Raw genomic sequence first — 21,367 nt, 5'->3', positions numbered from 1 at the left:
TCTTTAATCATGCCACGGCTTGATAACTCCGCTGACTCGTCACAGCCTCACTTTAACGGCTGCTTTGCATGGACTTCGGTGGCGTTACAAACCTCGTCAGTCAGATTGTGCTTATCGAAGCGATACCAACCTTCAGGGACACGTATCCCCTGTGGCCTAACTAATTCTCTGTGTACGCTTCACCTATCTTGTTCGTCAGTAAAAAAAATACTGGCTCCGCCATAGGCGCAACACTCGATACGGGTGGTCAGTTACACCTTACCCGACAGGGACTTACACCCTGCAAGATGCATCAAGCTTTGCTTGACGCACTAACGCTCGAACAACCAGCCCCCCAGCATGACCAATACAATATAGCCAACACTGCCAGCGGTACGAATGCGGCTATAAGCTTGCGTATCATCATTGAGGAAGGTAAAAGCAGAAACTTCCAGTTGCGGCAAAATAGCCGTCCAGAAAAAGCTAAACAAGGCAAACCCTGCTAGTAATGGCCAAAAACCATAGTCGGCAAAGCTACTGAGCCAGCCAACACTTGCCAGCAATGCGCCGATACGCATGACCCATAACGGTTTACCGCTACGCTCTGCCACCAGCGCCCAAACGCTAGGCCCTACAATTCGACTGGCGGTTACTATTGCCAATAGCAGACCAATATCTGCCGAGCTTAACCCCCGGCCATCGAGAAACAGGCCGAAGTACGGTACAAAAATGCCCAGCACACCAAAATACGTAAAGTACGCCAGTACTAAGGCTGGCCGGGCTGAAATACCGAACATGTTGTCTGGTTAGTCTCTTTTAAAACGGGCGATATCTGGCGTATTAACCTGTACATGCATGTTTTGTGCACGGTGGCGCAAAAAATGATCCATCAGCACTATCGCCAACATCGCTTCAGCAATAGGTACCGCACGGATGCCTACGCAAGGGTCGTGCCGACCTTTAGTAACCACATCGATAACTTCACCCTGAATATTTATACTTTTACCGGCAATACTGATGCTAGAGGTAGGCTTAAGCGCCATGCTAACCAATATATCCTGACCAGACGAAATACCGCCCAATACACCGCCGGAGTGATTCGCGGTAAACCCTTGTGGCGTGAGCTCATCACGATGGGTAGAACCTCGCTGCTCCACTACCGCAAAGCCATCGCCAATTTCTACCGCTTTTACCGCGTTGATGCTCATCATGGCGTGCGCAATATCGGCATCCAGCCGGTCAAAAACCGGCTCGCCCCACCCTACGGGTACGTTGCTGGCGACCACGTTAACTCTGGCGCCTACTGAGTCTCCGTCTTTTTTCAGTTGACGCATATAGTCGTCCAATGCCGCTAACTTTGCTGGATCCGGACAAAAAAACGGGTTGTTGTGCACTTCATCCCAGTTCAATGTTTCCACTTTAACCGGGCCAAGCTGGGCTAAATATCCGCGAATTTCAATACCGCATTGTTCACGCAGGTACTTCTTCGCAATGGCGCCAGCGGCAACACGCACTGCTGTTTCACGCGCAGAAGAGCGGCCACCACCACGGTAGTCGCGAATACCAAATTTATGCCAATAGGTATAGTCGGCATGTCCAGGGCGAAACTGTTCTTTAATGTTGGAGTAATCTTGTGAGCGTTGATCTGTGTTGTCGATAACCAACCCTATACTGGCACCTGTGGTGGTGTTTTCAAACACGCCCGATAGAATTTTTACGGCATCTTCTTCCCGACGTGCCGTGGTGTAACGCGAAGTACCAGGTTTACGCCGGTCTAAGTCAAGTTGTAAGTCTTCTGCCGTCAGCGCCATACCAGGCGGACAGCCATCAATAATACCGCCGATGGCCGGGCCATGGCTTTCACCAAACGTCGTTACTTTAAATAACTGTCCAATCGTGTTCCCGGCCATGTCTACTCCTTAAATAAATGCTGACAACGCTCAAGTTCTGCTTTAGTAATTGCGAATACACCTAATCCCCCATGGGCAAACTCAAGCCAATCAAAATCGACATCAGGGAAGTCCTGTTGTAACTGCACCATGCTGTTTCCTACCTCACACACCAGAACGCCAGCGTCAGACAAATGTGCTGCGGCTTCACGTAAAATGCGCCGCGTCAGTGCCAGGCCATCTTCACCCGACGCCAAACCCAATTCAGGCTCATGTCGATATTCGTCGGGTAAGTCGGCCATGTCTTCGGCATCGACGTAGGGAGGATTAGTTACAATTAAATCGTACTTAGCGCCCGCAAGCGCTTGATAACCATCAGACAAAATAGGAAACACACGATGCTCAAGGCCATGATTTTCAATGTTGTACTGAGCCACTTCTAATGCGTCGGCACTAATATCTACGGCATCGACTTCAGCGTCGTCAAAGGCGTAAGCACAGGCAATAGCGATACAGCCCGATCCCGTACATAAATCCAGAATATGCTTTGGTGTGTTACCGCCAAGCTGACGAATAAACTTGTTTGCAATAAGCTCTGAGATAGGAGAACGCGGCACCAGCACCCGTTCATCAACATAAAATGGTAAACCGGCAAAATACGCTTGTTGCGTTAAATAAGCGGCAGGCAATCGCTGTTCTACCCGTTGCTGCAGCAGACCGACAAACGCCTGTCGCTCTAACCGGGTTAGGCGAACATTAAACAGTTTTTCATCGGTAAATGGCGGTAAATGAAGAACATGAGCCAACAAGCTGGCTGCTTCATCCCAGGGGTTATCCGTGCCATGACCAAGATAGACATCAGCCTGATTCAGCCGGCTAACGGCAAAACGCAGCCAGTCATGAACAGTAGTAAGTTCAGCGACTGCGTCGCTTATCAGTTCGGGGGTAAACAGCAATTCGCCAGTATCGGACATGATGGATTTAAGCTCTTTTTGTAAAAACCGGTCAGTTTGAGTAGACTTGCGCCATGCAAAAAAAAGTCAATGTTACTACAGCAGGCATTAGTGCCGAAGACAGCCAGCTGTTTCGTCAGTCGATAACAGGCGCACGCCCTATGGCGCAAGACAAGATACCGCCTGTTGCCGCCCCTCGCAAGCTAAAAAGACGTACAGACGTCTCAAGCAAACAGCTTGGCGAAAATTTGTTCTATTTTTCTGATGAATTTGAAGGTTACATTGCAAATGGCCCAAATCTCAGCTGGTTGAGTAGTGGCGAAGACCCTCATTTGCCGGGCCGTTTACGTCGTGGCGAGTTTCAGCCTCAGGTTGTGCTGGATTTGCATGGTATGACAACATTAGAAGCCAAAACTGAACTCGCTGGTTTATTAGCCTATTGTCATAAGCAACACCTAAACTGTGCCTGTGTCGTGCATGGCAAAGGTTTAGGTATTCTGGCCAAAAAAGTACCTAACTGGTTAATTCAACATCCACATGTCCGAGCTTTTCATACTGCCCCAAAAAGCTGGGGCAAGCACGGTGCAGTATTGTTGTTGCTACGCCTGGAAGAGTAAACGTGCAGCTATACGCTAAGCAGTGAAAATTCCTGGGGTGATAAACGCTCTAACAAGCGACCAGATACCCCCGGCCGGTAATCAATACAAGCCAACTGACCAGTGCTAAATATCGGCGCCTGATCAGGCAGAGTAAAAGCCTCAACCAAAAAGCTAACCAATGGCATGTGTGACACTAGTAATACTCTGGCATCAGGTTTTTCGCTGATACGGGCGTCAAAATACGCTTTGAATAGGGCCGCATCACCTTCGGGCACTAATTCAGGCAAAATTTCAAGCTGGCTAAACGGACCTTGCTTGGCTACCATTAGTTCGGCGGTTTGACGGGTTCTCAGATACGGGCTGGCCCATACCCAGTCAAACAGAGCATAGTGTTGATGTAACCATACGGCCATCTGGTTGACTTCTTGCTGACCACGAGCAGTTAGCTGACGCTGACTGTCTTGTGACGATAGCGGTTCAGCCTCGCCGTGACGCATAATAACGAGATTTACCATTTAATAGACACCATACTGCTCAAGGTTCCCTGTTAACTGACAGTAGACAGATAACAATACGCCGGGTAAAAATTGTGCGCTATGATAATGAAAGTTGTCTCCAAGCGTAACTGCTATTAACGCATAAAACTTAAGTTGTTTATTACTTATTGCTATGACACTGTGGTTATCTGCTTGCATAACCATAGCTTAAAAAGGGAGTTATATTGGAAAATAACCAAATATTGCAAAGCCCTAACGACAATAGCAGCTATAAATATCTGACACTCGCAAATGGGTTGGCAGTGCTGTTGGTCCATCAGGCAGACAGTGAAAAAAGTGCAGCAGCGTTAACCGTTAATGTAGGGCATTTTGATGATCCGGTGTGTCGGGAAGGTTTAGCGCATTTTCTTGAGCATATGTTATTTTTGGGGTCGGTAAATTATCCGGGCGCAGGCGACTATCAGCAATTTATCAATCACCATGGTGGTAGTCATAATGCTTGGACTGGCACTGAACACAGTAGCTTTTTCTTTGATATTGATACACATTTTTATGACGAGGCCTTAGCCCGTTTTGCCGACATGTTTAGCCAGCCGCTGTTTAGTAGTGAATATGTTGAAAAAGAACGGCATGCCATTGAGGCAGAGTTTTCGCTTAAGTTAAAAGATGACGGTAGACGTATTTATCAAGTCCACAAAGAGACTATCAACCCCGAACACCCGTTTTCGAAATTTTCTGTTGGCAACTTACTTACACTGGCCGACAACGAACAAAGTAGTTTACAGCAGGCGTTACTGGATTTTTTTGTGCAGCAGTACAGTACCAGTCGCATGACGTTGACACTGGTATCATCCCTTGAGCTAGCTCTGCAACAACGTCTGGTTGAACAGTATTTCAGCGCCCTGCCTGCGCATTTACCCGCAAAAACCGCATTAGATGTGCCGTTGTACTTGCCTGAACATCAGGCCGTTCAACTCAATATTCAGCCACATAGAGACACGCAAAAACTTGTGGTTAGTTTCGCCATGCCGGATATTCAGCGCTGGTATAAGCATAAATTGATTAGCTTTATCGCACATTTACTGGGTGATGAAGGCCCTGGCTCACTGTTAAGTTGCTTAAAAGAACAAGATTTAGTTAACCAACTCAGCGCCGGTGGGGGTATTGATGGAAGCAATTACAAAGACTTTACCATCGCCTTTGAACTTACTGAAAAAGGCCTTAACGCCCGCGATGACATATTATCAACCTTATTTAGCGCGCTGGCCGCTCTTAAAGCACAGCCTCTTCCTGAAGCACTGTTTGCAGAGCGACAAAAGCTATTGCGCTGGGCCTATTTGTACCAGGAACCTGCAACAGCACTGCAAACGGCTAACCATTTATCGGTTAGCATGCAGCACTATCCGGTAGAAGATATCATTTTTGGCGACTACAGGATGGAACTGCCCACAGAGGCACTTTATCAACAAATACTGAGCTATTTAACCAGTAGCAATATGCGTTTAATGCTAATTGCGCCTGGCGTACAAACTGATCAGCAAGCCCGTTGGTATAACACGCCCTATAGCGTCATGCCCTTACCCGCCGAGCTGTTAAAGCAACTTGATATGGCTAAGCCCATACCCCAGCTGCAGCTCCCCCCACCTAACCCTTATATCGACGGTGACATTTCATTATTAACAGATACCGAACACATGGACAGTCCTCGCTGTATCAGAGAAACTGACGTGTTAAGCGTGTGGTACAAAGCTGACACAGATTTTGCCAGTCCAAAAGGCCATATTTTCGTGCAATTAAGTCTGCCGGGCAGCATCGGCGACTGCAAACAGCTTGCCGCGACACGATTATGGGTAGAACTGTTTCAGGATAATATTAACCAGCAGTTTTACGCCGCTACCACCATAGGACTTATGTATCATCTGCATGTACAACGCCAGGGTATTAGCCTTCATACCAGCGGGTTGGCAGCAAATCAATTACGCTTGCTGCAAGACTTACTTGGCCAGATGTTGCACCAACACTTTTCTGAACCGCGTTTTGAAGAATTAAAGCGTCAGCTGGGTCGTCATTGGCGCAACAGCACTAAAAACAAGCCGGTAGCAAGGTTATTCAGCCAACTTTCGGCTGTTTTACAGCCCTTAAACCCAGAAATAGATTTGCTAGCTGATGCATTAGAACAGCTGAGCTTTGAGCAATTTATCGCGTTTCATCAGCAATTATTACGCCAGGTGCATATTGAAAGCTTACTGCTGGGCAACTGGACGAATGACCATGCACTGCAGTTAGAAAAAATGCTAACGCAATGGCAATCTCAACTCGTTAGTACCGGGCCTAAACTGACCAATCCAGCATTTAACATACAGGGGCACGGCCCCGTTTGGTTAAATCAGGATGTCGATCATAACGATCATGCATTAGTCATTTATTTACCGGCACCAGAGGCAACCCCGGAGCAAATGGCACTCTTTATGTTAGCAAACCATGTGTTGTCGCCAGAGTACTTCCATCAATTAAGAACCGAACTGCAACTGGGCTATCTGGTAGGTACCGGTTATGTGCCAATAAATACGTTGCCTGGTATAGCATTTTATATTCAGTCGCCTAATGCAGACTGCGAAAAACTGTATGAGGCTACGGTAACATTTTTTCGCTCTTTTCTGGCGGATACAAAGGCATTGACCCAGGAAGAATTTATCGAAATTAAACAGGGTGTGTTAGCTCAGCTTAATGAACGTGATACCAGCTTGGGTGCAAGGGCTAAACGCTATTGGCTGGCGCTGGGGCAACAAGATTATAGTTTTGCACTAAGCGATCGCATTATTGATGCGATGCGCCAACTTACATTGACACAATTTATTGAATTTTTGCAGCAGTTATTGCTACCCGATTACGATGCAATTTTTCTGGCAACCGATGGTAAACCGAAACATAGCCATTTACGATTTTGTGATGCAGCCAGCCTAAAACAACAATTACAGAAAACACAAATTGCTTTTGACACTAATAGTAAAGTTATATAACGTGAGTGTAGTTATCGTCACGTAGTTGTTATAAGTGATATTAAAAACAAAAATAACCATAGTAATCAGTGCCTTTTTATTGGGCACTTTTTCTTTTGGTTTATACGCCATCGGCTGGGATTATTCACAAAATTACACACTGACACTTGTGTTGCTGTTTTCATTCGCGGCCCTGATACTGGCGCATGTCAGTATCATTAAAATGCGACGCTATCAGCTTAAACTTGAGCATAGTGAAGAGCGTTTGCGTTTGTCTATGTGGGGCAGCGGTGACGAACTCTGGGACTGGAAAATAAGCTCCGGCGAGTTATATCGCTCTAGCTCTTGGTTAGATCCCGTTGAACTGCGCCCACGTGCACAAGACTTTCCACCGAATAAAGCCCAAATTCATCCACAAGACCTATCACGGGTTGCAGAGCTGCTGCAAAATCACCTTGATGGTAAAACCGGTCATTTTGAAGCAACTTACCGGCTTAAAACCGCAGACAACAGTTGGACATGGGTACTGGATAGAGGTAAAGCAGTCGCCTTTACGGCCAATGGTAAACCCAGCAGAATGACCGGTACCTTAAAAAATATTCACCAGATCAAGCAAACTGAAGAGCAATTGCAATTATTTGCCCGTTGCTTGCAAACAATTTCTGATGCCGTAGTGATTTGTAACACCGATTTTCAAGTCCTCGAAGTGAATCCATCATTCAGTAAAATCACAGGTAAAAGCCGGGAACAAAGCCTTAATCAACGCTTTGAGCTAAGTCTTTACCCCAGCCGTTTTATGCAAGATATTCGCCAGCAAATGTTAATAACAGGCACCTGGAGCGGCGAAATTCAGGAACAACATGTCAATGGCGAGTTGTATCAGGCAGAGTTGACCTTTGCTCAAATTAAAGATGAGCAAGGCAATGTCAACCAGTACGTCGCTGTATTCTCGGATATTACCGAACGTAAGCAACAAGAAGCAGAACTCAAACAGCTTGTTAGTACTGATACACTCACTGGTTTACCAAACAGAGCGTTGTTTATGCAAAAACTCGCTGAACTGGTTAAGGCAGAAACAGAACACGCACTGTTGGTGTTTGATTTAGACAACTTTAAAAAAATCAATGACTCACTTGGACACGAACTAGGTGACAACTTACTGTGCAAGTTATCAAATCGGCTTACTGGCTACAGCAGTTACCACAACAAGCTATATCGGTTAGGTGGGGATGAATTTGCTATCTTACTCGATCAAACTAATGACCTGCATCAAATCACCACACTGGCCAAAGAGTTGTTGATGCAAATTAATCAACCATTATTGGTTTCTCAGCATGAACTCGCCATTACCAGTAGCGTAGGGATAGTCTTGTTCCCCGACGATGGCGCAGATCCACAAGCGTTGCTGCGTAACGCTGACACGGCTATGTACCATGCCAAAAGCCAGGGCGCAAACCGCTATTTATTTTTTAATGACTCAATGAACAAGCAGGCGGTTAAACGGTTACAGCTAGAAAATTTAATCCGTCACGGCTTAAAAGAGGATCATTTTGTTGTTTACTACCAACCCAAAATGGATATTCTCAGTGGACAGCTTGTTGGCATGGAAGCACTGGTACGATTTATTACACCAAAAGGCGGTATTATAAGCCCGGCCAACTTCATTCCTGTGGCCGAAGAAACCGGCCAAATTATTGAGATTGGCGAAGTCGTTCTACGTAAAGCGTGTCTTGCGGTTAAAAGCTGGATTGATCAAGGTTTATTTCAGGGACGGGTAGCGGTTAATTTATCTTCACGCCAGTTTAGTTTGCCTTTTTTATGTGAACTAATTGATGATACTCTGCAGCAAACAGAGCTCCCTTCCTACCATTTGGAACTGGAAATAACTGAAGGAACAGTTATGCAATCGCCACCTCAAGCCATTGAGGTAATGAAAAAACTAAGGGCACGAGGCATTCATCTTGCCATGGACGATTTTGGAACTGGCTATTCCTCATTAGCTTACCTAAAGCAATTTCCGCTTAATACTCTTAAAATTGACAAAGCCTTTATCGACGATATGAACACCGCTCGTGGTCGTAATATGGTAGATACCATCATGACGATAGCGCACAACCTGAGCTTGAGTGTGGTTGCCGAAGGGGTTGAACTTGAAACCCAGCTTGAGATACTGCGTAAACTGCGCTGTGACGTAATACAGGGCTATTACTACAGTAAGCCCCTATCAGAAGATGGGTTTAAACAATTTTTGCTTGAGCAGAAGCACAAGCGCACTAAACTCACCGCAGTTCCAGCCTCCAGTTAGTGTTTGCAGACTCGCACTAACAAAAAAGCCCCTGTCAGAGGGGCTTTAAGCTAGTTAGTCGGAGTCTGTTTCGACGTAAGAAAAATCGTCACTGCCATCAGCAATACGTTTCTTACCAAACACGGTATGAAACTTACGCTTCTCCGCCAATCGCTGTTTATACTTCATCCAGGTTTTTTCAAACGCTGAAGTAGCAGGCTCTTCGCCTTTACACACTGCAATGAAACGTTGCTCTTCATCATTCACTGGCGCACGTTTACCCTGCTCCAGATCCTGCATTGCCACCCCATGTTTCTCTAGCATGTTGCCTTCTGCCAGAGTAAAGCGCCCGGACCGCGTAAATCCTTTTGGGAAATTACCGTCATCGAAAAAGCGACGGTTAGCGACAAAACTTTGCTGCATCACTTTTTTCCTCTAATCTCGTTGAATATCAAGCCAGCCTGTTTAAACTGTGCGGAGTATGGTTAACAAAATTACTGTCGTAAAACAAAAATTTTTTATCGACACCATAAATTTATAAAAGGATTCGATTTGGATACCGAACTGCTTAAGACCTTTATTGAAGTTCAACGCACACGACATTTTGGTAAAGCCGCTGAAAATCTTTATTTAACTCAGTCTGCCGTTAGCTTTCGCATCCGTCAGCTGGAACAACAGCTAGGTGTTAACTTGTTTAGCCGCTATCGCAATAACATACAGCTAACGGCGTCAGGCGAGCGCCTATTGCCTCATGCTGAAGCTATGTTGACCGCGTTGCAGCGTGCAAAGCAGGAGGTTGCTGTTAGCGCAGAACAGGCTATACAGTTGTCTATAGCTGCAACAGCGAATGTTTGGGATGCCTTTTTACTACAAGGCTTTATTAACATTCAGCACGCCTTACCGGGCCTTTCGTGGCGCGCTGAGTCGATGGGTAAAGATCAAATAGCAAGACAAGTATTAGAGCGTCATCTGGATTTAGCCTTGCTATTTGATGCCCCTAAAGTAGATGAAATGCAGATTGAAAAGCTGGGAGATATCAAGCTGCTTCCCGTAACGACCTTTAATGACACCAGCGCAAAATCGGCAATGCAACGCCAATATATTCTGGTTGACTGGGGCACTGCATTTGACATTCAACATGCCCGGTTTTTCCCTGAACTACCACCGCCCTATTTGCGAACTGGCAGTGCCCGTATCGCGCTTGAACTAATGCAGCACAGTGGTGGTTCTGCTTATCTACCTGATACTATGGTACACAGCTTGCTGGCAGATAAAAGTTTAACGCTGATTAACGATGCTCCCGTGATGACACGGGAGCTTTTCGCCATTTCTTTACCTAAAGCCGCTCAGCGAAATCAAATTAGTGATATCGTCACACAATTGCGCACAGCGCTGCAAACTAGCGGTAAATCAGGGGCGGAATAGTACCGTATTTCCGGCACGTATTTTGCGCAATTGTAGCTGTTTATGGCTGTTAAACAGCGGTAATAACAATGGACCCGTGATAAGCGCTGCCAGCGCCCATTTCATGGCTTTCATACCACTACGTAACGCTGCAATATAGATCCCTGCGGCGGTGATCAGCCACAAGACAGGTAACACTAGCACTTATTAGCTCCTTCAATACAACAAGGGCGCTATTATAGCGCCCTTGTTAAGCAAATATTGTTAACTTTTGGTTGTTTTTCGACCGTGATTACTGTCAGTTATAAAAGCGTTGCTTCTGTTCTGCCATGGTCACCAACAATGCCGCCGGGCTAAAACGAGGACCAAAACGACTTTCTAAATTGCGTAATTGCGCCACCAGATTGTCTGCACCCAACTGATCAATATATCGGAAAGGCCCGCCCAGAAACGGTGGGAAACCAATGCCGAAAATAGCCCCGATATCACCATCGCGAGGTGAAGCAATAATCCCCTCTTCTAAGGTACGCACAGCTTCATTTAACATTTGCACGATGCAGCGACTGCTAATTTCGTCAGTATTAAGCTTCGGAGCTGGCGTTAGTGATAAAACACCATAAACAGATTCGTCGACCTGCTTTTTGCCTTTTGCCGCATTTTTGCCATACAGATAAAAGCCTTTTTCAGTTTTTTTACCTTTTCGGCCATCTGCCAGTAATTTGTCAAAAGCCGCCGGCGCCACAAAACGCTCTCCCAGCTCGTGCGCCAGAATAGGTGATATTTTGGCACCTACATCAATGCCTACCTCGTCAAGCAGGGTTATAGGGCCAACAGGGAAGCCAAATTTAACCAGCGCTTTGTCTATCTTTTCAACCGGCTCGCCTTCAAGCAAAATGTTAGCTGCTTCGTTCATATAAAGCGCTAAAATGCGGTTTACATAAAAGCCTGCACCGTCTTTAACTACAATGGGCGTTTTACCCTGCTTACGCGCAAAAGCAACCGTTGTAGCGATAGTTTGCTCAGATGTGGTGTCGTGTGCAATAACTTCCACCAATGGCATTTTGTCTACCGGTGAAAAGTAATGCAGACCAATTACATTCTCAGGACGAGTTGCTTTGGCCGCAATTTGGTTAATTGGTAATGAACTGGTATTACTTGCAAAAATTGTGCTGTCATGACAATGTTGCTCAATGTCAGATACCATCTTCTGCTTTAAAGCTAAATCCTCAAACACTGCCTCAACCACAATATCTGCATCATGAAAACCACTGTAATCTGTGGTGCCGGTGATGCGTAGTAGCTGTTTTTGCATCTCAGCTTTGCTGATGAAACGGCGTTTAAACTTTTTCTGCAACAGCGAATAGCTGTATTTCAGTGCGTTACTAATACCTTCTTCGCTAATATCTTTTATCCGCACCGGCACACCGGCTTTGGTCGCCGTAACATTAGCAATACCACCGCCCATTAAGCCGCCGCCTAATACTGCAGCTTTAGTCACCTTTTGCGGTTTAGTATCACCGGCACCCGTTTCTTTTTTCATCTGAGTTGTGGCAAAAAACAGGCTTCGTAACGCCGCTGATTCTTTAGTCATGCAAAGCTCACCAAAGGCTTTGGCTTCTGCTGCCAAACCCGCTTGCATACCGCTATCAACACCGGTTTTTATTACATCCAGAATTTTAATAGGCGCGGGATAATTGCCCTGTGTTTTCTTTAATGTTTGTTTACGAGCTTGGTTAAAAAGCACATTTCGACCAAACGGGGTGCGTTCCAGTACTTTACCCACTAAATTTAATGCGGGTTGCTCGCGCACAATTTTGCCTTTTAAGGCACGTTGCACTGCCGCATCAAGCAAAATACTCTGTGGCACCACTTCATCTACCAAACCTGCTTTTTTGGCCTGACTTGCACGCAGTTGCTTGCCAGTTAAAATCATGTCTAAGGCTTTTTGTAAACCCACTAAGCGCGGCAAACGCTGCGTGCCACCGCTACCGGGTAACAAACCCAGCTGCACCTCAGGTAATCCCATTACGGTTTTGCTGTCAGAGGTTGCAACCCGCGCATGACATGCCATCGCCAGCTCTAAACCGCCGCCTAAACAAGGCCCATGAATGGCTGCTACCAGCGGGATTTTTAGCTGTTCTAGCTGATCAAACATCTGCTGGCCCATTCGGCCAATGGCTTCAGCTTCGGCTGCCGTATGGCAAGCATCCAACATGGAAATATCAGCGCCGGCAATAAAAGAATCCGCTTTACCGCTAATAAATACCAACCCCTTAAGTTGTGTATTGGCGTTAATCTCACTGAGTAGACTACTTATTTCATCAGCAAAGGCGGCTTTTAATATATTCATCGATTCGCCAGCGATATCCATGGTAATAACACCAATTTGATCATCGCGAATTTGCAAACTAAAACTGTTCGTTGTCATTATTCTGTCTCCACAATCATAGCTGCACCTAAACCACCTGCAGCACACGCCGTGGTTAATCCAACTCCGCCACCACGACGTTTTAATTCATTTATTGTTTGTACAATCAAACGTGTACCAGTTGCTGCAAACGGGTGTCCATAGGCTAACGACCCGCCCTGCACGTTAAATTTGGTCATATCAATATCACCAATCGCATTGCTTCGGCCCAGTTTCTGTTCAGCAAACTTTTTACTGGCAAACATTTTTACGTTTGCCAGAGTTTGCGCTGCAAAAGCCTCATGCATCTCTATTAAGGTTAAATCGTTAAGTGACATTCCAGCGCGGTCAAGCGCAATAGGCGTCGCATACGATGGGCCCATTAACATATCATCGTAAACATCGATAGCAGCAAAAGCGTAGCTGCGGATATAACCCAGCGGTGTGTAGCCTAATGCTTTTGCCCGGCTTTCTGTCATCATTAGTACTGCTGATGCACCATCGGTTAATGGCGTAGCGTTTGCTGCAGTAACACTGCCGTGGGCCCGGTCAAACACCGGTTTTAACTTGGCATAAGACTCAAGTTTTGACTCTTGCCGAATATTGTTGTCGATGGCTAAAAAGCGACCATAAGGTTCAACATGCGCTGTCATCACTTCCGCTTGCATTACACCACTTTGCCAGGCCTGTGCCGCCAACGTGTGTGAGCGATGCGCCAGTGCATCTTGATCCGCCCGGCTTATACCGTGACTTTTTGCCATCTGCTCTGCCGTATCTCCCATCGACAACCCTGTGCTGTATTCAGCAACTGCCGGAGGCACCGGCAGCAGGTCTTTCAAACCCAGACGACGAAAAATGGCCAGCTTTTGACCAAAAGTACGCGCTTTGTTTAAGTCAACCAGCGCCCGGGCCAACCTTTTGCTTACACCAATGGGTAACACCGAGCTTGAATCTGCCCCACCAGCAACGCCAATTTGCGTAATACCCGCCATCATTGACTCTGCTACACTCACCACCGATTGAAAACTGGTCGCACAGGCCCGGGTAACACTGTACGCATCAGTATGAACATTCATACCCGTGCCAAGCACAATTTCACGCGCGATGTTTGGTGCTTCAGGCATTTGCACAACCTGCCCATACACCAATTGTTCAACAAGCTTGACGTCAAGCTCACTGCGGATCAGTAACTCGTTGACCACCAATTTGCCTAAGTCCAGCGCAGAAACACCATGAAATTCTGTCGCTTGTTTAGCAAATGGCGTACGCAGACCAGAGACAATCGCGATTCGATCTCCCTGACGAGTTGTAAGATTGATTGGCGAGCTCATAGTGTTCCTCTTGTTATCAGCATCACAGGTCTGACCTGTATGGTATCAGTCGATTGTAACGACAGTCGTTAAAAATTAAAACACTTGTTTTAATGCAAACGGAACCTTATTTAAGATATAACGTCATAGCCTAGCTTGTTTTACAGGCTTGTGGTTATAAAACAATCAATGAAACCAACTAATTAAGACTGATAACATTATGGTGAATGCATTTTCTGGTTTAAAAGCCTATCTAGATAGCCAGGTATTAGGTCAATCCGAACTTACAGAAGGCATACTTCTCGCGCTGTTGGCAAACGGTCACTTACTGGTAGAGGGGCCTCCGGGCTTGGCCAAAACCCGTGCGGTAAATGCGCTGGCACATGGCGTAGAGGGGCAATTTCACCGCATTCAATTTACCCCGGATTTGTTACCCGCCGACTTAACTGGTACCGACATTTATCGTCCGGAAACCGGTAAGTTTGAGTTTCAAAGCGGCCCGTTATTTCACCATATTATTTTGGCTGATGAAATTAACCGAGCTCCAGCCAAAGTGCAGTCAGCCTTGCTTGAAGCGATGGCAGAAAAACAAGTTACTGTAGGGCGAAACACCTATGCCCTGCCAGAATTATTTTTGGTAATGGCAACACAAAACCCCTTAGAGCAAGAGGGTACTTACCCGCTACCAGAAGCGCAACTCGACCGGTTTTTGCTGCACCTGAAAGTGGATTATCCTGACGCAGAAACAGAGCTGGCTATATTGAAGCTAACACGTGGTGAAGCACTTGCCGGCACCACGACGAGTGTATCACCTATTAGTCAAGCTGATATCTTCGCCGCCCGAAAAGCGATATTGCAGCTGCACCTGGCAGACACGCTCGAACACTATATCGTGCAGCTTGTAATGGCCACCCGAAATGCCAAGGCGTATAGCGACAAACTGGCCAGCTGGATTGGTTACGGTGCAAGCCCCCGTGCCACTATTGCGGTAGAACGCTGTGCCCGTGCTAAAGCCTGGTTAGCAGGCAGAGATTTTGTTACGCCCGATGATATTCATGCTGTGTTTCACAATGCTCTGCGTCACCGCTTAATCTTAACTTATGCTGCTGAAGCAGAGGGCATTAGCACCGATGATGTGCTAACAGAAATTCTACGTTTGGTACCTTCTGCCTGATATGAGCCAGACGTTAACCCCCCAGCAGTGGCTGGAACAAAATGGCACCAATGGCTCAGCGCTCGGGCTGGCTGAACTGCTGTGGTACCAACGTTATACTAAGGTATTGGATTTAACCCCCGGCGTTGCTATCCACAACAAGCTAGCTGGCACCTACCTGGCAAAGACAAAAGGCCGTGGCATGGAGTTTGATGAGGTGCGCCATTACCAAAACGGTGATGATGTGCGCACCATCGACTGGCGTGTCACCGCCCGCACAGGCAAGGTGCACACCAAATTGTTTCGTGAAGAAAAAGAACGGCCGGTATTTATTCTTACCGATCTTGGTTCCAATATGCGTTTTGGCTCTGGTTTATTATTTAAATCAGTACAGGCGGCGCATTTAGCGGCGGTTATTGCCTGGCATGTTAAGCATCGTGGCGACAAGTTGGGTGGTTTGGTATTTAGCCAACATCAACATATCGAGCTAAAACCACAAAGCAGAAGCCATGGTGTGTTGCGTTATTTTCATGCCTTGACGCAAGTACATGAAGCACAATCTGGTGATAAAGGCCTTAACCTGAACGAAGCACTTAGCCAGTTAAGACGCTTAGTAAGACCTGGCAGTCTGGTACATATATTGTCTGATTTTAGCGACTTTAACGAAGACGGTTTAAGGCATATTCGGGCCATGCGTCAGCACAACGAGGTTAACTGTTGTACCCTAACGGACCCGCTTGAATTAATGCTGCCCGCAAATAGCCATGGCATTGCCGCCATCAGTGATGGCCAGCGTAAAGGCTTTATTGAGCTTGGCAATACAGCGTTAAAGCAGCGCTATGCGCAGCAGCAACTGCAAATGCAACAACAGTTAAAGCAGCACCTTAGCCAACTTGGTTGTAAATGGTTAGCCGTGAATGCTGCTGAACCGGTTTTAAGCCAACTAGAGAGAACCTGGCATGGCTGAAACACATTCTCCTTTGTCACAATTAGCCGATATTAGCGAGCCACCGCTAGCGTTAGGCTTTGCGTTTACGCCAATATGGTGGTTGCTAAGTCTGGTACTAATAACAGGCTTATTTTACGTCGCGCTTCGATTTTACCAACGCTGGCGTTTTTACGCCGCTAAACGACAAGCATTGCAGCTTTTAGAACAAGCCAGCGTTGAAAAAAATGCCGCATCAATGTTCAATCAGCTAATTAAACGCGTATTAGTGCATTATCAACCTGCGCATCCGGCACTTAGCTTGAACAGCAAACAATGGCAGCAATGGTTGGCGGCACAGCAAGAAATGCCACTACCCGACTTAACACGTTTATTGTATCAAGCTGACACCGACAGGGCTGGCACTGAGCAGTTTTATCAGTTTGCCAAAGTTTGGCTAACACACTACAACGCTAACGCCCCACTAGTAACACCACAAAAGGAGACCAGTAATGCTTGAATTTGGTTATCCCTGGTTGGCATTTCTGGTGTTTTTACCGCTATTGCTGCGGCTAAAACGGCGCGCAACGTCGGAAGCCACTTTAACCTTACCCGCACTGGCTAAACTAGCAACAACCTCGCCACAAACTCAGTATCGCGGCTTTACTCTACGCTCAATTCTGGCACTCTCCGTCTGGTTAATGCTGGTTTTGTCCGCCACGCAGCCTCGCTGGTTGGGTGAACCTATAACGTTACCGCAACAAGGCCGGGACCTAATGCTGGCGATGGATTTATCCGGTTCAATGGAAATAGCCGATATGCGCTATCAAGGTCAGCGCCTGGAACGACTAGATGCCGTAAAAATTGTGATTAGCGATTTTATCAAGCGCCGTCAGGGTGATCGCATCGGTTTGATTTTATTTGCCGATGCCGCTTATCAACAAACACCCCTAACGTTTGATTTAGTTACGGTTCAGAAAATGCTCGATGAAAGCGTGCTACGTTTGGTTGGAAGTCGCACTGCAATCGGCGAAGCCGTTGGTTTGGCCGTTAAAAGGCTAAACACCTACGATAGCTCGAACAAAGTACTCATCCTATTAAGTGACGGTGCCAACACGGCTGGCAACATTCAACCACTGGAAGCACTCCAGTTGGCCAAAGCTGCAGGGGTTAAAATTCATACTGTCGGCGTTGGTGCAGAACAAATGACCAATTCGCAGGATTTGGATGAGCGTTTGTTAACACATCTGGCTGAAGAAACTGGCGGTCGCTATTTTAGGGCGCGCGACCTTAACGAACTTAATGCAATTTATAAGTTAATTGACCAATTAGAACCTATAGAGCGCGATAGCGTAACGTACCGACCACAAACAAGCTTGCTACATTGGCCGTTGGCTTTGGCATTATTGTTGTCGTTCTTGCTCGCGTTACGCAGCATTGATTGGCGCGGAGCCTTTAAACATGCTGAGTGATTTTCATTTTCTACGCCCCCTGTGGCTATGCGCAGTAATACCGGCCTTGGCATTTGCTTTTATGCTGTATTTTTACCGTCGCGAACAAAGCCCATGGCATCATTTAATTGCACCTCATTTACACCATGCTTTGCTGGGTGGACAGCGACTGCTGAGAAAACAGCCGCTCGCGTTACCGTTAGTTCTGATCTGCTGGTTGGTAACAGCGCTTGCACTTGCGGGTCCCAGCTGGCAAAAATTGCCGCAACCTGCGTTTGCATTAAAAAAAGCCACTGTATTGGTGTTAGATATGTCGATGTCAATGCGCGCCACAGACATGGCACCGGACAGATTAACGCAAATGCAGTTTGCTGCATTAGATTTCGTCGCCCAGGCCAGCGAAGGTGAAATTGCACTACTGACGTTTGCCGGTGACGCCTTTATTATTACTCCGCTTACGGCAGATCCAAATAACATTCGCTTACTTATTTCAGATTTAGCACCTGAGATTATGCCGGTTCAGGGTTCAAATATGCTGGCGGCGTTGCAACAAGCTGATCAATTGCTAAAGCAAGCGGGTTATCCAAAGGGTGACGTGATTGTTATGACCGATGGTTTTGACGATAACAGTTACAGGGACATTCAAGACGTCATTAATAACTGGCCACACAGACTGTCAATTGTCGGATTTGGTACTGTGGAAGGCGCCCCGGTAAAATTGAAAAACAGCACGCTGCTAAAAAGTGCTACTGGTGCAGTTGTGATCCCTAAACTGCCACAAGCACAGCTGGCCGTGCTGGCCAAAAGTAGTGGTGGTATCTATGTGCAGGCAACTACTAACGACGATAGCGCAGAACAATTGCTGCAACTACCGCCTCTAATCGCACTTGATGAGGCAGACAAGCAACGTCAAATTCAGGGCGACCAATGGCATGATAACGCCATTTATTTAGTCTGGTTGTTGCTACCCTTAGTACTGCTTAACCAAAAATACAGCAGTTTATTGACCATTAGTGTATTGATGTTGCTGCCGCGCCCTGCCAATGCGGTAGAGTGGCGAGATCTTTGGCAAACAAAAGATCAACAAGCGCAACAAGATTACCGTGAAGGCGACTTTAGCGCTGCCGCAGAAAAATTTACAGACCCCTTATGGCAAGGTAACGCCGCGTATCGCAAAGGAGATTATGTTTCAGCAGAGCGCGATTTTAAGCGCGCATCAGAGCTTAATCCGTCAGTAGATGCACTGCACAATTTGGGTAATAGTCTGGTGCAGCAACAACGTTACAAAGAAGCTTTAGACGCTTACCAACAGGCGCTACAACTCGACAATACGTTTGCTCCGGCAAAACAAAATGCCGAACTGATGCAGCAATTACTGCAACAGCAAGAACAGCAGCAACAAAACAAACAACAGGGTGAAAACCAGCAATCTGAAGGCGACGAACAACAATCCGACAGCGAGTTTCAAAGTGAAAAAGATGCCGGTAGCGAAAATGAGGCCAATAATTCATCAGAGCAGCAACCATCTGAACAAGATCAAACATCCGCTGAAACAGCTGAATCTAAGCAGAATACAGAACAGCAAACTGCTGAAGAACAAGCAGCAAATGAATCGGATAAAAACATAGATGAAACCGCGCCGGATGAACATTTAAAAGCCGTCCATGAAGCGTGGCCCAATGCATCTGTTGAAGAACAACAACAATTGGATAGTTTACTGCGCAAAGTACAAGATGACCCTGCCCTGTTACTGCGCAGTAAAATGTATCAGGAGTATTTGAAGCGGCAACAACAGCGTTTGCCCAAAGGAGTTGATGAGCAATGGTAAAACGTGCACTACTGACAATAATCCTGTTGTTGAGTTTGCCCTTACAAGCGCTGACGACACTTAGCGCCAGTGTAGATAAAAACCCTGTTTTACAGAACGAAGCTCTGACACTCCAGATTATTGCTGACGATGCTGTTGCCGCTGATGCCCTTAGTTTTAGAGCACTGGAGCGAGATTTTACGGTAATGCTGCCATCAGTTAGCAGTAACAAAATGGATATAAATGGTCAAAAAAGCCAAAGTACAATCTGGCGCGTGGTATTACAACCCAAAACCAGTGGCGACATCACAATACCGGCCTTTACCTTTCAGGGTGCAAGCTCCGAGCCTATCAATTTAACCGTGCTCGATGCCGCAGCCAGCACACCATCGAACACGACACCTGAATTATTTTTAGAAGCAAGCATTTCTAATGACAAGATTTATATTCAACAGCTTAGCTACTATCAAGTAAGAATTTATTACAATGGCGATTTGCAACGAGGCTCGCTATCAGCACCAAAGTTAGACGGCGCTTCCATTGCAGAGCTTGGCCAGGATGTTGACGGTAGCGAGTTAGTAAATGGTATTCGCTATCGTACTTTCACCCGGCGTTATGCAATTAAACCTCAGCACAGTGGTAATTTTACTATAGAGCCCCCCACCTTTGTTGGCGACTTGATTGACAGAGACAATGCCCGATATAACTACTATGCGCGCGCTAAAAGAGTTAGCCAGCAGGCTCAACCGATTGATGTAACAATAAGTCCATTGCCCGATAACTTCCCTGGCGACTGGTTAATTGCTGGTTTGGTAACGTTGACGGAAGAATGGGTGCCAGATCTTGATGAACTAAAACAAGGTGAACCGGTAACCCGCATTATCACGATCTCTGCCGTCGATGTAGCCGAAAACCAGTTACCAGAACTTCAGCAAGGCTTTCCAGACGGTATTAAGCTGTATCAAGAACAACCGCAGGCAAAAAGCGCAGAGCGCAATGGCCGTATTGTAGCTCAGAAGGTATTTACTACTGCTGTTATTGCCAACAAAGCGGGTGAACTAGAACTGCCAGAGATTAAATTGCCATGGTGGAACAGTCAGACCGATGAGCTCAATTTCGCTACCCTGCCAGCACGTAAGCTAAAAGTGATTGGCACGCCAGCTAGTCCCGCTAGTGCTGTTGTTCCATCACAACCAGCATTAGCACCAGGCGAAAATTCAAGTCCATCTTTAAATCCCTCTTTGATAACGCCAACTGCTTCTGTATCACCCTGGCAGTGGAACTACCTTAGCAGCGTACTCTTTGCACTTTGGTTACTGAGTCTGTTTGTGCTGTACATACAGCGTCAGCTTCAACCTCCCAAAGTGACCAAATCACAACTACAGAACCGTGTTGCATTTAATAGCTCAGATCTTAAACGTGCTTGTCAGCAAGGCAATCCGCAGTTGGCTAAAACAGCACTACTTCGCTTTGGTCATCAACAATTAGATGCTCGTTGTCACTCACTTTCACAATTAAGCGAGGTTGTTAACTCTGCGACATTGGCACCGCATTTTGCACAATTAAACAAGGTACTTTACAGCGGCGACGAATCTGATTGGCAAGGTGAAGCCTTTTGGCAAGCTTGGCAGGAGTATATTGCAAATACCGGTTCACCGAGCGAAAGAAACACACTGTCATCGTTATACCCGCAGTGAGTATACAGACTTA

18 protein-coding genes are annotated in these 21,367 nt (G+C 46.4%); 10 read left to right on the top strand and 8 right to left on the bottom strand.

The window, feature by feature from the left end; genetic code table 11:
- Nucleotides 1-311: 311 nt before the first annotated feature.
- Genes H595_RS0108650 through prmB form a run of 3 tightly spaced genes read right to left on the bottom strand, consistent with a single transcriptional unit; the run spans nt 312 to nt 2,842 of the window.
- Entirely contained in the window at nt 312-776 is a 465-nt protein-coding gene (locus H595_RS0108650; RefSeq protein ID WP_027670854.1) for an MFS transporter, read from the bottom strand.
- Between the two features lie 9 nt (nt 777-785).
- Nucleotides 786-1,889: a chorismate synthase gene (gene aroC / locus H595_RS0108645; RefSeq protein WP_027670853.1), complete on the bottom strand. Its 1,104-nt coding sequence runs from the start codon at nt 1,887-1,889 to the stop codon at nt 786-788.
- 2 nt (nt 1,890-1,891) lie between these two features.
- A complete protein-coding gene (prmB, locus tag H595_RS0108640; RefSeq protein ID WP_051219802.1) occupies nt 1,892-2,842 on the bottom strand; it encodes a 50S ribosomal protein L3 N(5)-glutamine methyltransferase in 951 nt (316 codons plus the stop codon).
- A gap of 53 nt (nt 2,843-2,895) precedes the next feature.
- Here prmB and smrB point away from each other — a divergent pair, with 53 nt between their 5' ends.
- Entirely contained in the window at nt 2,896-3,438 is a 543-nt protein-coding gene (smrB, locus tag H595_RS0108635; RefSeq protein ID WP_037054190.1) for an endonuclease SmrB, read from the top strand.
- A gap of 8 nt (nt 3,439-3,446) precedes the next feature.
- Here the strand turns inward: smrB and sixA are convergent, their stop codons facing one another.
- Nucleotides 3,447-3,935, bottom strand: coding sequence for a phosphohistidine phosphatase SixA (gene sixA / locus H595_RS0108630; RefSeq protein ID WP_027670850.1), 489 nt, complete (start codon nt 3,933-3,935; stop codon nt 3,447-3,449).
- Between the two features lie 206 nt (nt 3,936-4,141).
- Here sixA and H595_RS0108620 point away from each other — a divergent pair, with 206 nt between their 5' ends.
- Entirely contained in the window at nt 4,142-6,937 is a 2,796-nt protein-coding gene (locus H595_RS0108620) for an insulinase family protein (RefSeq protein WP_027670848.1), read from the top strand.
- 34 nt (nt 6,938-6,971) lie between these two features.
- Complete coding sequence (locus H595_RS0108615; RefSeq protein ID WP_027670847.1) at nt 6,972-9,221, top strand: putative bifunctional diguanylate cyclase/phosphodiesterase; 2,250 nt, start codon at nt 6,972-6,974, stop codon at nt 9,219-9,221.
- Between the two features lie 54 nt (nt 9,222-9,275).
- On the opposite strand, the gene H595_RS0108610 is transcribed toward H595_RS0108615, so the two are convergent.
- The gene (locus H595_RS0108610) at nt 9,276-9,623 is read right to left on the bottom strand and encodes a MaoP family protein (RefSeq protein WP_027670846.1); all 348 of its coding nucleotides are present in this window, start codon (nt 9,621-9,623) and stop codon (nt 9,276-9,278) included.
- 129 nt (nt 9,624-9,752) lie between these two features.
- Here H595_RS0108610 and hdfR point away from each other — a divergent pair, with 129 nt between their 5' ends.
- Complete coding sequence (gene hdfR, locus H595_RS0108605; RefSeq protein WP_027670845.1) at nt 9,753-10,625, top strand: HTH-type transcriptional regulator HdfR; 873 nt, start codon at nt 9,753-9,755, stop codon at nt 10,623-10,625.
- On the opposite strand, the gene H595_RS0108600 is transcribed toward hdfR, so the two are convergent.
- The 3 genes from H595_RS0108600 to fadI all read right to left on the bottom strand — a co-directional run bounded on the left by H595_RS0108600 (nt 10,611) and on the right by fadI (nt 14,342).
- A complete protein-coding gene (locus tag H595_RS0108600; protein WP_027670844.1) occupies nt 10,611-10,808 on the bottom strand; it encodes a hypothetical protein in 198 nt (65 codons plus the stop codon). The two genes, hdfR and H595_RS0108600, sit on opposite strands and share 15 nt — an antisense overlap.
- 94 nt (nt 10,809-10,902) lie before the next feature.
- A complete protein-coding gene (gene fadJ / locus H595_RS0108595) occupies nt 10,903-13,032 on the bottom strand; it encodes a fatty acid oxidation complex subunit alpha FadJ (protein WP_027670843.1) in 2,130 nt (709 codons plus the stop codon).
- Nucleotides 13,032-14,342, bottom strand: a complete 1,311-nt coding sequence (gene fadI / locus H595_RS0108590; RefSeq protein ID WP_027670842.1) for an acetyl-CoA C-acyltransferase FadI — start codon at nt 14,340-14,342, stop codon at nt 13,032-13,034. Before fadI ends, fadJ begins: the two co-directional genes overlap by 1 nt.
- A 199-nt stretch (nt 14,343-14,541) precedes the next feature.
- Between fadI and H595_RS0108585 the strand changes: the two genes are divergently transcribed.
- The 6 genes from H595_RS0108585 to H595_RS0108560 are packed head-to-tail and all read left to right on the top strand — an operon-like array spanning nt 14,542 to nt 21,354.
- Nucleotides 14,542-15,495, top strand: a complete 954-nt coding sequence (locus tag H595_RS0108585) for an AAA family ATPase (RefSeq protein ID WP_027670841.1) — start codon at nt 14,542-14,544, stop codon at nt 15,493-15,495.
- 1 nt (nt 15,496) lies between these two features.
- Complete coding sequence (locus H595_RS0108580) at nt 15,497-16,441, top strand: DUF58 domain-containing protein (protein WP_027670840.1); 945 nt, start codon at nt 15,497-15,499, stop codon at nt 16,439-16,441.
- The gene (locus H595_RS21925; protein ID WP_051219801.1) at nt 16,434-16,919 is read left to right on the top strand and encodes a DUF4381 domain-containing protein; all 486 of its coding nucleotides are present in this window, start codon (nt 16,434-16,436) and stop codon (nt 16,917-16,919) included. The genes H595_RS0108580 and H595_RS21925 overlap by 8 nt, the downstream gene beginning before the upstream one ends.
- On the top strand, nt 16,912-17,871 hold the full coding sequence (locus H595_RS0108570; RefSeq protein ID WP_027670839.1) for a vWA domain-containing protein: 960 nt from the start codon (nt 16,912-16,914) through the stop codon (nt 17,869-17,871). The genes H595_RS21925 and H595_RS0108570 overlap by 8 nt, the downstream gene beginning before the upstream one ends.
- Nucleotides 17,861-19,678: a VWA domain-containing protein gene (locus H595_RS0108565; protein ID WP_027670838.1), complete on the top strand. Its 1,818-nt coding sequence runs from the start codon at nt 17,861-17,863 to the stop codon at nt 19,676-19,678. Before H595_RS0108570 ends, H595_RS0108565 begins: the two co-directional genes overlap by 11 nt.
- Nucleotides 19,672-21,354 carry a BatD family protein gene (locus H595_RS0108560; protein ID WP_027670837.1) on the top strand — a complete coding sequence of 561 codons (1,683 nt, stop codon included), beginning with the start codon at nt 19,672-19,674 and terminating at the stop codon, nt 21,352-21,354. The genes H595_RS0108565 and H595_RS0108560 overlap by 7 nt, the downstream gene beginning before the upstream one ends.
- The last annotated feature ends 13 nt before the right edge of the window (nt 21,355-21,367 follow it).

Source organism: Rheinheimera baltica DSM 14885 (assembly GCF_000425345.1).
GTDB lineage: Bacteria > Pseudomonadota > Gammaproteobacteria > Enterobacterales > Alteromonadaceae > Alishewanella > Alishewanella baltica.
Note: the sequence above shows the minus strand (reverse complement) of the source record. Positions and strands in the feature narration are given on the sequence as shown.